Source organism: Streptomyces sp. JB150 (assembly GCF_011193355.1).
Lineage (GTDB): Bacteria > Actinomycetota > Actinomycetes > Streptomycetales > Streptomycetaceae > Streptomyces.
In genome coordinates, this window is record NZ_CP049780.1 from 5,521,697 (window position 1) to 5,535,272 (window position 13,576).

Consider the following 13,576-nt stretch of genomic DNA (forward strand, 5'->3'; position numbering starts at 1 on the left):
CTTCCGGTGCCGGGCCCCTTCCCCGCGCCGGCCTGGTCCGGACCCTCAACCGGAGAAGCCGACGTGCGCGAGCCGCAGCGGGCCGCGCAGTCTGACGCGGACGTCGCGCACGCCGTCCGCGGTGAAGGCGGCGGTCAGACGCGTGTAGTCGTACGGGCCGGACGTCGGGGCGTCGAGCGTCAGGGTCGCCGGCGCGGCGCCCGGGGCCGGCCACACCTCCACCGTGCCGCCCCCGCCCGCCACCTCGACGCTCACCTGACGGACGCCCGTGCCGAAGTCGCAGGCGCGGTAGAGGAGTTCGGCGACGTCCGCCGACGGGGTCACCGCGTCGCCCGACACCTTCGTACGGTCCACGATCCGCGTGCCGCTCTGCTCGTCGAAGTCCACCGCGTCCAGACCGCGGGACGCGACCGGGCGCGGCGTCGCGGGCTCGCCGTCCAGGGTCACCGTGGTCCGCAGCCGGATGTCCTCGGAGGACGCCCCGGCCAGCAGCTCGTACGGGCCGGGCTCCACGCGCCAGTCGCCGCGCGCGACGTCCCAGAACGCGAAGGCGGACAGCGGGACGTCGAAGGACAGCTCCCTGGTCTCGCCCGGCGCCAGGGTGATCCGCGCGTGGTCCAGCAGCTGGCGGCGCGGGCGGATCACCGACGGGTCCGCCGCCCGGGCGTAGAGCTGCGCGACCTCGTCCGCCCGGACCGCGCCGGTGTTGGTGACCCAGAACGTGACGCGCACCGCGCCGTCCGCCGCCCGCGCGGTCAGGTCCGTGTAGGTGAAGCGGGTGTACGACAGGCCGTGGCCGAACGGGAACAGCGGCGTGCCCTCGAAGTAGAGGTAGGTCTGGCGGCTGCCGATGACGTCGTAGTCGAGGAGGTCGGGCAGGTCCGCGTCGTCCGCGTACCAGGTCTGCGGGAGGCGGCCGGCCGGTGAGACGTCGCCGGCCAGGACCCGGGCCAGGGCGGTGCCGGCCGCCTGGCCGCCGTGCGCGGTCCACAGCATCGCGGGCAGCGCGGCGGGTGCCACCGTGTAGGGGTACGCCGACACCAGCGCCAGCACCGTGCGCGGGTTGGCGGCGCGGGCGGCGCGCAGCAGGCGCTGCTGGTGGCCGGGGAGCCGCAGCGTCGTACGGTCCTCGGTCTCGCGGCCGTTGAGGTGCGGGTCGTTGCCCGCGACCACCACGACCACGTCCGCGCCGGCGGCGGCCCGCGCCACCGCGTCCTCGCCGTGCTCGGTGACCTCCAGCGCGAAGACCGCCGGCTCGTCCGGGGAGCCGGGCGCGGCAACCTTCACGCCGTCCGCGGCGACACAGACGTGCCGGCCCGTCCCCAGGTGGAGCAGGAGGTGACCGTTCTCGTGGGGTTCCAGGCGGAACGTCTCCTGCACGACCCAGCCGCCGGGCTGGTCCGCGGAGGCGCGGACGTAACCGTCCTCGGCGACGGAGAGATAGCGGCCGTCGGGGGCGCGCAGCGTCAGCACGTCCTCGCCCCAGTCGATCAGGGCCAGTTCGGTGCCGTCGGCACCGGTGGTCAGCGGCGGCAGGTCGGTGCGGCCGGCGAGCAGCGCCGGGTCGAGCGCGCCCTCGGCGCCGCGCGCCGGGCCGTCCGCCCGCTCGGCCGGCGGTACGCGCAGATACGTGCCCTCGGCCGTCCTGAGCCGGATCCGGTCCACGCCTTCCGCGAAGCTCACCCGGTCGGCGCCGAACCGTTCCAGCAGACCCTCCAGCGGGGTGGAGCGGTGGATCAGCGTGCCGCTGTACCAGTCGAGCTTGCACTCGTCGGCGAGCAGGCCCACGACGGCGATCCGGGTGTCCGGGGCCAGCGGGAGGAGACCGTCGTTCTTCAGCAGGACGATGGCCTGCTCGGCCGCCTCCTGAGCGAGCGCCCGGTGCTCGGGGGTGTCGAAGGCGCCCGGGGCGGCGTACGCGCCGGGGCCGTCGAACTCGCCGAGCCGGAAGCGCACCGAGAGCTGGCGGCGGACCGCCGTGTCGATGTCCGCCTCGGTGAGCAGGCCCTTCGCCAGGGCGCCCCGCAGCCGGGCGGTGATCTTCGATCCGTCCGTGCCGTGGTCGGTGAAGCTGTCCACGCCGGCCAGCAGCGCCGCCGCCGTCGCCTCCTCGTGGGTGTCGAAGTAGTGCTCGGAGTCGACCAGGTTGGACGGCGCGCCCGCGTCCGAGCAGACCAGCAGCTCCTGGTCGGTCCAGGTGCGCAACTGCTCGCGCAGGTACGGGGAGACGTGGTTGGGGCGGCCGTTGACCAGGTTGTACGCCGGCATCACCCCGGCGACCGCGCCCGCCTCGACGGTGTCGCGGAAGGCCCGCAGGTCGTACTCGTGCAGCACGCGCGGGCGGACCGAGGCCGAGCAGGTGTCCCGGTCCGTCTCGTTGTTGTGGGCGAGCCAGTGCTTGAGGACGGGGGCCGTGCGCCAGTACACCGGGTGGTCGCCGCGCAGCCCGCGGGTGTAGGCGGTGGCGATGGCCGAGGTGAGCCGGGGGTCCTCCGAGTAGCCCTCCTCGTTGCGGCCCCACAGCGGATGGCGCAGCAGGTTCACCGTCGGCGCCCACACGTTGAGCCCGACCCGCTCGTCGCGGGCGCGCATCGCGCGCACCTCCTGCGAGACCGCCTCGCCGATCCGGCGCACCAGCTCCGGGTTCCATGTCGCGCCGATCCCCACGGCCTGCGGGAACACCGTCGCCGGGCCCATCCAGGCCACCCCGTGCAGGGCCTCCTGGCCGGTGCGGAAGGCGGCGATGCCCAGGCGGTCCACGGCGGGCGCGAACTGGTGCAGGAAGGAGATCTTCTCGTCGAGGGTGAGCCGCGACAGCAGGTCGTCGATGCGCTTCGCGAACGGCAGGTGCCGGTCACGAAAAGGCGGTGCGGGCGGCGTTCGTTCGGTCACGTGGGGTTCCCCTCGGAATGGAGCGACGAGGCGCTTTCGAAGCGCTTCGATGCTCAGTGGGAGCAGGGTCGGGTGTCAAGACATCGCGGCGCACCAACTCCCGGGTGCCGCCGACATTTCAAGGTGTGTACGGGGGAGCACCGGGGACCCGGATGCCGGGTCCGCGCCTTTGAGGAATCTTGGAAACGACCCTTGTGCACCCCCGGGGGTTCACTTAACCTCGCAGCAACATCGAAGCGCTTCGACGCACCGACCTTCAGAAGTCGAAGGAACGCTTCGGCTCAGCCAGTTCCACTGAAGACACCGCAGCCGACGGCCCCACCGCCGGGTGTCCTGGTGCGCCACGAAGGGTTGACGCAATGACGCCGAACGCCGCTTCCGTCTCCTCCGGCCCGAGCCGGAGAAGCTTCCTCGCCTCCACGGCGGTCGCCACCGCAGCGGTGGCCGGGGGCATGCCGCTGCTCGCCGCCTGTGGCGGCTCGGCGGACGGCGACTCCCGCGAGGGCACCACGTCGGGCAAGAAGGCGCGCAAGCTGCTGCCGGCGTACGTCGCCAGCAACGTGGTGACCCCGGACATCCCGGCGAAGAACGGCTCCGCCGTCGGCTTCACCCGCGAGGTCGTGGTCGCCGACCTGAAGACGTCCGTGCCGAAGAAGCTCGGCAAGGGCGGCTCCATCAGGATCATGTCGCCGTTCTGGGGCACCCCGCCGAAGGGGAACAACGCCTACTACGCGGCGATGAACGACCTGATCGGCGTCGACATCACCTGGCAGAACCAGGACGGCATCACCTACGACGAGAAGCTGGGCGCGGTCCTCGCCTCCAGTGACATGCCGGACGTCGTGGTCATCCCCAGCTGGAACATGGGCGGCAAGATACCCAGCGCCATCATCAGCAAGTTCGCCGACCTCGGCCCGTACCTGTCGGGCGACGCGGTGAAGAAGTACCCCAACCTGGCCGCCATCCCCACCGAGGCCTGGCAGTACTCCATCTTCGGCGGCAAGCTGCGCGGCCTGCCCCAGCCGGCGCCCTCCGTCACCGGCATCGTGCCCTTCTACCGCAAGGACGTCTTCGACAAGGAGGGCTGGCAGCCCCCGCGTTCCGCCGCCGAGTTCCTGTCCTTCGCCAAGGACGTCACCAACGCCCGCGCGAAGGTGTGGGCCTGCGACGACATGAAGTGGACCGCCTTCAACATCTTCGGCGTGCTGTCCGGCAGCGAGAAGCCGCTCGGCTGGAACCAGGTCGACGGCAAGCTGGTCTACCGCGTCGAGACCGAGGAGTTCCTCGAGGCGCTGGAGTGGACCCGCAAGCTGTACGCCGCGGGCGTGGTCCACCCCGACGCGAAGGCGGCCACCCAGGGCACCGCGGGCGACCGGTTCACCGCCGGCCAGGTCCTGATGTACAACAACAACATCTCGGACTGGTGGGGCAAGATGTCCGAACAGGCCGCCCAGAACCCCGAGTTCCGGATCGCCGGCATGGACATCTTCGGCCACGACGGCGGCCAGCCGCGGCTGTGGGCCGGATCGCCCGCCGGCATCTTCGCCTTCGTCAACAAGAAGGCGTCCAAGGCCGTCATCGAGGACGTGCTCGCCGCCGCGAACGTCACCGCCGCCCCGTACGGCACCAGGGAGTACATGCTCACCAACTACGGGGTCGAGGGCACGCACTACAGCGTCAAGGACGGCATGCCGCTCAAGAACGACAAGGGCAACGCCGAAGTCGTCAACGCCTACGTGATGCTCGCCAGCCCCGCCCCCACCATCGCCCACCCGGAGTTCCCGGACATCACCCGCGAGCAGGTGGAGTGGCAGCAGCGGATGGGCGCCTTCACCAGCAGGTCCGCCTTCTGGGGCATGCAGATCACCGAGCCCGCCCGCTACACCAACCTCTCCAACGACTTCGAGCAGCTGGAGGACGACATCGTCCGCGGCCGCAAGAAGATCGGCGACATGCAGCAGGCCGTCTCCGACTGGCGCAAGCAGGGCGGCGACAAGCTGCGGGACTGGTACCAGAAGCTGCTCGACGACAACGGTTCCGCGCAGTGACCCGGCGCTGAGGCAAGGAGACGGCCGTGTCCCACAGCACGGTGCCTCGCAGCAGGGACGAGGCGCACACGAGGAAGGCCGCGGCGCGGACGCCGGACACCCGCTCCGGGCGGCGCCCCGCGCGACGGCCCGGCAAGCTGAGCCTGCGGCTCAGGCTGCGCCGCGACCGCACGCTGATCCTGATGACCCTGCCGGCCGTCGCGCTGGTCCTGGTCTTCAACTACGTACCGATCCTGGGCAACGTCGTCGCCTTCCAGGAGTACGACCCGTACATCAGCGACAACGGGTTCGCCGCCATGCTGGAGAGCCCCTGGGTGGGCCTGGAGCAGTTCCAGCGGATCTTCGAGGACTCGGCGTTCTGGGACGCCGTACGGAACACGCTGGTGCTGTTCTTCCTCCAGCTCGTGCTGTTCTTCCCCATCCCGATCGCGCTCGCGCTGCTCATCAACAGCGTGATCAGGCCCCGGGTGCGGGCGGTGTCGCAGGCCATCCTCTACCTGCCGCACTTCTTCTCCTGGGTGCTGGTCATCACCGTCTTCCAGCAGATCTTCGGCGGCGCCGGCATCATCGCGCAGACCCTGCGCCGGCACGGGTACGAGGGCTTCGACCTCATGACCGACCCCGGGATCTTCAAGTTCCTGGTGACGGCGGAGGGCGTCTGGAAGGACGCGGGCTGGGGCATCATCGTCTTCCTCGCCGCACTCGCCTCCGTCAGCCCGGACCTGTACGAGGCGGCGGCCATGGACGGCGCGGGGCGCTGGCGGCGCCTGTGGCACGTCACGCTGCCCGCGCTGCGGCCGGTGATCGCGCTGCTGCTGGTGCTGCGGGTCGGCGACGCGCTCACCGTCGGCTTCGAACAGATCCTGCTGCAGCGCGACGCGGTCGGGCCGGGCGCGGCGGAGGTGCTCGACACCTATGTGTGGTGGAACGGCGTGCGCAACCAGGACTTCAGCTTCGCCGCGGCCGCGGGCCTGATCAAGGGGCTGGTCAGCGTGGCGCTGGTGCTCGCCGCGAACAAGGTGGCCCACATGATGGGCGAGCAGGGGGTGTACAAGAAGTGACCGCCGTCCTGGACCGGAGGCACGAACCCGTGGCGGAGAAGGCGCCCCGCTGGTGGCAGGCCCCGCCGCGGCCCGTCTGGGAGGAGCCGCCCGGACGGGCCGGGCTCGCCGGCAAGGGGATCGTCCTCGCCGGTGCCTGCCTCGCCGTGCTGTTCCCGCTGTGGATCGTCATCGTCACCAGCCTGTCGTCCAAGAAGACCATCACCGAGGCCGGCGGTCTGGTGCTGATCCCGAGGGACATCACCTTCGTCGCCTACCAGGAGCTGCTGAGCGGCGGGCAGGTCACCCGCGCCACCCTCGTCAGCCTGGGCGTCACGCTCGTCGGCACGCTGTTCTCGATGACGGTGTCCGTGCTCGCCGCCTACGGGCTGTCGCGCAGCGGGTCGCTCGGGCACCGCTGGATGCTGATGACGCTGCTCGCGACGATGTTCTTCGGCGCGGGGCTGATCCCCACGTACCTGCTGGTGCAGTCCCTGGGGCTGACGGACACGTATCTCGCGCTGATCCTGCCGAGCGCGGTGAGCGTCTTCAACATCCTGGTGCTGCGCGGGTTCTTCATGAACATCTCGCCCGAACTGATCGACAGCGCGCGGATCGACGGGGCGGGGGACTGGCGGATCCTGTGGAAGATCGTGCTGCCGCTGTCGCGGGCCGTGGTCGCGGTGATCACGCTGTTCTACGCGGTGGGGTACTGGAGCGCCTGGTTCAACGCGTCGATCTACCTCACCGACCAGGACATGATGCCGCTGCAGAACGTCATGATCCAGCTGGTGCAGAAGCAGGAGCAGCCGGTGGGGATGAGCCAGGCCATCAAGACCGGGCAGATCTCGGCGCTGGCCGTGCAGATGGCGGTGATGGTGCTGGCGCTGCTGCCGGTGGCGGTGGTGTCGCCGTTCGTCCAGAAGCACTTCAAGAAGGGGATGCTGACGGGGGCGGTGAAGGGGTGAGGTCCTTCTCGCCGTAGGGGTGCGGGTCGTCCGGCGGCTGCGGCTTCGTCGTGGTCGGTCGCGCCCGCGCGGCGGAGCCGCATGTCGAAACAGCCCCGCGCCCCTGAGCACGTCTCCGTGCCCCCCGTTCCACAGAAACCGGAGTGTGTCATGCCCATGCCTCTGCCGCGTCGGCGTACCGTCCTCGCCGGTGCCGTCACCGCTGCCGCGGTCACCGCGCTGCCCGCCGTCCCCGCCCAGGCCGCGCAGGCCGCCCAAGCCGCCCAGGCCGCCGGAGCATCCGCCTACCGCTGGCGCAACGTCGTCATCGGCGGCACCGGATTCATCACCGGCGTGCTGTTCCACCCCGCCGTCCGCGGGCTCGCCTACGCCCGCACCGACATCGGCGGCGCCTACCGCTGGGACGACCGGGCGGCCCGCTGGATCCCGCTGACCGACCACCTCGGCTGGGACGACTGGAACCTGCTCGGCGTGGAGGCGATGGCGGTCGACCCCGCGCACCCGGACCGGCTCTACCTCGCCCTCGGCACCTACACCCAGCCCTGGTCGGGCAACGGGGCGGTGCTGCGGTCCGAGGACCGGGGCGCCACCTGGCGGCGCACCGACCTCACCGTGAAGCTCGGCGCCAACGAGGACGGGCGGGGAACGGGCGAGCGGCTGCTGGTCGACCCGCGCGACAGCGACACGCTCTGGCTCGGCACCCGGCACGACGGACTGCTCAAGTCGACCGACCGGGGCGCCACCTGGGCGCCCGCGACCGGCTTCCCGGTCACCCCCAGCCCCTCCGGGCAGGGCGTCACCCTGCTCGTCGCGGCCGGCCGCGACGTCTACGCCGGCTGGGGCGACGGTGACGGCACCGCGCCGAACCTGTTCCGCACCACGGACGGCGACCGCTGGCAGCCCGTCCCCGGACAGCCGTCCGGCACCGCCGCCAAGGTCCCGGTGCGCGCCGCGTACGACCGCCACGCCCGCGAGCTGTACGTGACGTACGCCGACGCGCCCGGCCCCAACGGGCAGACGGACGGCAGCGTCCACAAGCTGGCCTGCGCCAGCGGCACGTGGACCGAGGTGACCCCGGCGAAGCCGGACGGCGCCGCCGACACCTTCGGATACGGCGGGGTCGCCGTCGACGCCCGCCGCCCGGGCACCGTCGTCGTGTCCACCAACAACCGCTGGGCCGCCGTCGACACGCTGTACCGCTCCACGGACGGCGGACGCTCCTGGACCTCGCTGAAGGAGTCGGCCGTCCTCGACGTGTCCGAGACCCCGTACCTGAAGTGGGGGCAGGACAAGCCCAAGTTCGGCTGGTGGATCCAGGCGCTCGCCGTCGACCCCCACGACGCGCGCCACATCGTCTACGGCACCGGCGCCACCCTCTACGGCACCCGCGACCTCAGGCACTGGGCGCCGGAAATCCGCGGGCTGGAGGAGGCGTCCGTGCGGCAGCTCATCTCGCCCCCGGAAGGGGAGGCGCACCTGATCAGCGGGCTCGGGGACATCGGCGTGATGTACCACGAGCGGCTCACCGCGTCCCCCTCGCGGGGCATGGCCGCCAACCCGGTGTTCGGCACCGCGACGGGGCTCGCGCAGGCCGCGCGCAAACCGTCGTACGTCGTCCGCACCGGCTGGGGCGACCACGGCAACGGCGCCCACTCGCACGACGGCGGCCGCACCTGGGCACCCTTCGCCACCCAGCCCGGCCTCGCCAAGGACGCGCCGGGGCCGATCGCCGTCAGCGCCGACGGGAGCGTGCTGCTGTGGACGTTCGTGCACTGGGACGGCACCCGGTACCCCGCCCACCGCTCCGCGGACCACGGGGCGACCTGGTCCGAGGTCGCCACCTTCCCCAAGGGCGCCACACCGGTCGCCGACCCGGTCGACCCATCGCTGTTCTACGCCTACGACACCGCGTCGGGAACGGTGTTCGCCAGCACCGACGGCGGCCGCACCTTCACCGCGCGGGCGACCGGACTGCCCGCCGGAGACACCCAGTTCAAGCTCGTCGCGGCCCCCGGACGCGCCGGTGACCTGTGGCTGTCCGCCAAGGAGAACGGGCTGTACCGGTCCACCGACGGCGGGGCCGCCTTCACCGAGGTCGGCAGCTGCCGGGCCTCGTACGCCCTCGGCTTCGGCAAGGCCGCCGACGGCGCGGACTACCCGGCCGTCTACCAGGTCGGCACGGTCGGCACCCTCACCGCCGTGTACCGCTCCGACGACCGGGCCCGCACCTGGGTGCGGATCAACGATAACCGGCACCAGTGGGGCTGGACCGGCGAGACGATCACCGGCGACCCGCGCGTGTACGGCCGGGTCTACGTCGCCACCAACGGCCGCGGAATCCAGTACGGAGAGCCCGTCTGATGCCCCACCTGAACGATGTCACCCGCGGCCGGATCCTCTTCGGCGGCGACTACAACCCCGAGCAGTGGCCCGAGGAGACCTGGCACGAGGACGTCCGGCTGATGAAGGACGCCGGCGTCAACTCCGTCACCCTCGGCGTCTTCTCCTGGTCCACGCTCGAACCCGAGCCGGGCGCACGGGAGTTCGGCCGGCTGGACACGCTGATGGACCTGATGCACGCGCACGGCATCGGCGTCGTCCTGGCCACCCCCACCGCCTCGCCCCCGCCCTGGATGGGCCGGCTGTACCCCGAGACGCTGCCCCGCGACGCCGACGGGCACACCGAACACTGGGGCGGGCGCCAGCACTTCTCCCACTCCAGCGCCGTCTACCGGCGCTTCGCCGCCGCCATCACCGAGGACCTCGCCGCCCGCTACGCCGGCCACCCCGCCCTCACCCTGTGGCACATCAACAACGAGTACTGCACCTTCGACTACGGCGACGAGGCCGCCGAGCGCTTCCGCCGGTGGCTGCGGGACCGGTACGGCACCCTCGACGCCCTCAACACCGCCTGGGGCACCGCCTTCTGGAGCCAGGGCTACGACACCTGGGACAGCGTCATCCCGCCCCGCCGTGCCCACTACCTGCACAACCCCGCGCAGGTGCTGGACTTCCGGCGCTTCACCTCCGACATGCTCCTGGAGTGTTACACCGCCGAGCGGGACATCGTGCGCCGGCACACCCCGCACCTCCCGGTCACCTCCAACTTCATGCCGCTGTGGATCGGCCAGGACGCCTGGCGCTGGGCCGAGGAGGAGGACGTCGTCTCCGTCGACCTCTATCCGGACCCGCGCGACCCGCTCGGCGCCCAGCACGGCGCCCTCGTCCAGGACCTGACCCGCTCGCAGGCGCGCGGCCCCTGGATGCTGATGGAACAGGCGGCCGGCCCGGTCAACTGGCGCGGCGTGAACCACCCCAAGCCACGCGGGCTGAACCGGCTCTGGACCCTCCAGGCCGTGGCCCGCGGCGCGGACGCCGTCTGCTACTTCCAGTGGCGCCAGTCCCGGCAGGGCGCGGAGAAGTTCCACTCCGGCATGGTCAGCCACGCGGGGGAGGAGGGCCGTACCTTCCAGGAGGTCAAGCGGATCGGCGCGGACCTGCAACGGCTCACCGAGGTCACCGGCACCGACCTCGTGGCCGACGTCGCGATCCTGCACGACTGGCACGCCTGGTGGGCCGGCGCGCAGGAGGGCCGGCCGTCCACCCTGGTCGACCACCCGGCCGTGCTGCACGCCTGGCACCGCGCCCTGTGGGAGGCCCACCTCACCACCGACTTCGCCCACCCCGGGCATGACCTGAGCCGCTACCGCCTGGTCGTCGTCCCGCAGCTGTACCTCCTCACCGACGCCGCGATCGAGAACCTGCTCGGCTACGTCCGCGCGGGCGGCACCCTCGTGAGCGGCTTCCTCACCGGGATCGCCGACGAGGACGACCGGGTTCGCGCGGGCGGCATGGACGCCCGGCTGCGCGAGCTGTTCGGCATCCGCGTGCTGCACGAGTGGTGGCCCCTGGACGCGGGGGAGAGCGTCGCGTGCGACGGCTTCCGGGGCACGCTGTGGTCGGAGGAGATCGAGGCCGCAGACGACGTCACCGAGACCGTCCCCTACCGGGGCGGCGAGCTGGACGGACTGCCCGCCGTGCTGCGCCGGGGCCGCGCCTGGTACGTCTCCACCCTCCCCGGACCGGACGCCCTGCGCGGCCTGCTCGCCCGCGCCGCCGAAGAGGCCGGCGTCCGCCCGGTCCTGGCGGACCTTCCGGCCACGGTCGAGGCGGTGCGCCGCGGCGCGCTGCTGTTCGTGCTCAACCACGGCCGCGAGCCGGTGACCGTACCGGTGCCGGGCCGCCACCACGACCTGCTCACCGGAGCGACGGTGACGGACGAGGTCCGCCTGGACCGCTACGGCGTGGCGGTGCTGCGGCCATGAACGGTACGCCCGTGAACCCGCACCCGGCCGGGGCCGCCCCGGCCGTGGGCGGCACGCATCCCCGTAACGAGGCCCCCGCCACCGGCCCCGTGCACGGCACCTGGGAGCCCCGGCCCGCCGGCCGCTGGGAGGACGCCTTCCTCAGCGGCAACGGCCGTCACGGCGCCCTCGTGTTCGGCGACTCGAACGACGACCGGGTCATCGTCACCCACCACACCCTCGTCCGCCCCGCCGGAGACGAACGCCACCGCCGCCCGCCCCGGCTCGCCGCCGCCCTCCCCGCCCTCCAGGACCGGCTGCTCGCGGGCGACCTCACCGCCGCCGAGACCTTCACCGACGGCCGCCCGCTGCACTGGGTGCGCTCCTTCCACCCGGCCTTCCAGACCCGCCTGCGCGCCGCCACCGCCCCGGACGGCCCCTACCGGCGGTCCGTCGACTTCACCACCGGCGAGGTCACCGCCGTCCACGGCGAGCGGACCAGCCGCGTCTTCGTCTCCCGCGCCGACGACGTCATCGTCCAGCGCGTCACCGCCCCCCACCTCACACTCGGCCTCTCCCTCGACCCCCGCCTCCCCGGCGCCCCGCACGGGCTCGGGGTCGGGGAGGGCGCCGTGCTCACCGCCGACGGCGCCCTGCTCGGCCTGCGCGTGCGCTACCCGGGCAGCGACCTCGCGTACACCGGGGTCACCCTGGCCGTCGTCGAGGGCGGCACGACCCGGCTGGCGCCGCCCGGCGCGCGCATCGAGGGCGCGACGGCACTGACGCTCCTCACCCGGGTGCGCCGGCACACCGGAGAGCTGGACCTGGTCGCCGTGGGCCGCGCCCTGCGGGAACTCCTCGACGGCAGGTCGTACGACGACCTCCTCGCCCGGCACACCGCCGGGCACCGCACCGCCTACACCCGCGTCACCCTCGACCTCGCCGCCGACCCGGCCGAGCGCGCCCTGCCCGGCTCCGAGCTGCTGAGCCGCCCGCGCAGCACCGCCCTCCTGGAGCGGCTGTTCGCCGCGGGCCGCTATCACCTGCTGTCCGCGAGCGGCATGTTCCCGCCCCGCCTGACCGGCCTGTGGACCGGCGACTGGGACACCGCCTGGGCGGGCGCCTTCACCAACGACGCCAACCTCAACCTCCAGACCGCCTCCGCCGCGGCGGGCGCCCTGCCCGAAGTGACCGAGGCCCACGCTGCGCTGGTCCACGGGCAGCTCGCCGACTGGCGGGACAACGCCCGCGCCGTCTTCGGCACCCGCGGCGCCGTCGCCCCCGCGCACACCGACGGCGAGTCCGGGCACGCCTACCACTTCAGCCGCGCATACCCCCTGCACCTGTGGACCGCCGGCGCCGACTGGCTGCTCAAACCGCTCGTCGACCACGACGAGACCCACGGCACCCGCGACCCGCGCACCGCCGCCGCGCTCGCCGAAGTCGCCCGCTTCTACGAGGACTTCCTCACCCGCACCGACGCCGACGGCCACCTGGTGATCGTCCCCTCCTACTCACCGGAGAACCGCCCCGCCAACGGCAGCTGGGGCGCCCTCAACGCGGCCATGGACCTCTCCGCCGCCCGGCACGCCCTGCGCACCGCGGCCGCCTACCACCCGGGACCCGACGCCGACCGCTGGCGCGCCCTCGCCGACCGGCTCCCGCCCCACCGGATCAACGCCGACGGCGCCCTCGCCGAATGGGCCTGGCCCGGCCTCACGGACTCCTACGACCACCGCCACCTCAGCCACCTCTACGGCGTGTGGCCCCTGGACGAGATCAACCCCTACGACACCCCCGCCCTGGCCGAGGCCGCCCACCGGGCGCTCGAACTGCGCGGCGCCGAGAACGACTCCGCGCACGGCCATCTGCACCACGCCCTGGTCGCCGCCCGCCTGCGGGACGCCGGCCGGGTCGCGCACGCGCTCGACCAGGTCCTCGACGGCGACTTCTTCCACACCTCCCTGATGAGCGCCCACTACCCCCGCCGCGACGTCTACAACGCGGACGCCGCGCACACCCTGCCCGCCGTGCTAATCGAGATGCTCGTCCAGTCGACGCCCGGCCGGCTCGTGCTGCTCCCCGCCCTCCCGGACCGGCTCGGCGAGGGCGCGCTGCGCGGTGTGCGCACCCGGTTCGGCGCGCGGATCGACCTCACGTGGGGCCGCACCGGGACGACCGCCGTCGTACGGCCCTCCCGCACCACCCGCGTGGAACTCAGGACCCCCTCCGGCACCGGTCACCTCGACCTGACCGCCGGAGAGGACCGCGTCCTCGACCTGGGGACGCGGTGACCCCCACATTTCCCCCACCCATGGAAGGGA

The 13,576-nt window shown here is 72.8% G+C and carries 7 protein-coding genes; 6 read left to right on the forward strand and 1 reads right to left on the reverse strand.

Annotated elements, in window-relative coordinates:
* Positions 1–45: 45 nt before the first annotated feature.
* Positions 46–2,892, reverse strand: a complete 2,847-nt coding sequence (locus G7Z13_RS25610; protein ID WP_166002578.1) for a glycoside hydrolase family 3 C-terminal domain-containing protein — start codon at positions 2,890–2,892, stop codon at positions 46–48.
* Between the two features lie 359 nt (positions 2,893–3,251).
* Here G7Z13_RS25610 and G7Z13_RS25615 point away from each other — a divergent pair, with 359 nt between their 5' ends.
* The 6 genes from G7Z13_RS25615 (at position 3,252) to G7Z13_RS25640 (ending at position 13,546) form a co-directional block, all read left to right on the forward strand.
* Positions 3,252–4,940 carry an extracellular solute-binding protein gene (locus tag G7Z13_RS25615; RefSeq protein ID WP_166002579.1) on the forward strand — a complete coding sequence of 563 codons (1,689 nt, stop codon included), beginning with the start codon at positions 3,252–3,254 and terminating at the stop codon, positions 4,938–4,940.
* A gap of 26 nt (positions 4,941–4,966) precedes the next feature.
* Positions 4,967–6,001 carry an ABC transporter permease subunit gene (locus G7Z13_RS25620; protein WP_166002580.1) on the forward strand — a complete coding sequence of 345 codons (1,035 nt, stop codon included), beginning with the start codon at positions 4,967–4,969 and terminating at the stop codon, positions 5,999–6,001.
* Complete coding sequence (locus tag G7Z13_RS25625) at positions 5,998–6,948, forward strand: carbohydrate ABC transporter permease (RefSeq protein WP_206313145.1); 951 nt, start codon at positions 5,998–6,000, stop codon at positions 6,946–6,948. The genes G7Z13_RS25620 and G7Z13_RS25625 overlap by 4 nt, the downstream gene beginning before the upstream one ends.
* 150 nt (positions 6,949–7,098) lie before the next feature.
* Positions 7,099–9,309 carry a sialidase family protein gene (locus G7Z13_RS25630; RefSeq protein ID WP_166002581.1) on the forward strand — a complete coding sequence of 737 codons (2,211 nt, stop codon included), beginning with the start codon at positions 7,099–7,101 and terminating at the stop codon, positions 9,307–9,309.
* Entirely contained in the window at positions 9,309–11,273 is a 1,965-nt protein-coding gene (locus G7Z13_RS25635; RefSeq protein ID WP_166002582.1) for a beta-galactosidase, read from the forward strand. The genes G7Z13_RS25630 and G7Z13_RS25635 overlap by 1 nt, the downstream gene beginning before the upstream one ends.
* A complete protein-coding gene (locus G7Z13_RS25640) occupies positions 11,270–13,546 on the forward strand; it encodes a glycoside hydrolase N-terminal domain-containing protein (RefSeq protein ID WP_166002583.1) in 2,277 nt (758 codons plus the stop codon). The genes G7Z13_RS25635 and G7Z13_RS25640 overlap by 4 nt, the downstream gene beginning before the upstream one ends.
* Positions 13,547–13,576 lie beyond the last annotated feature (30 nt).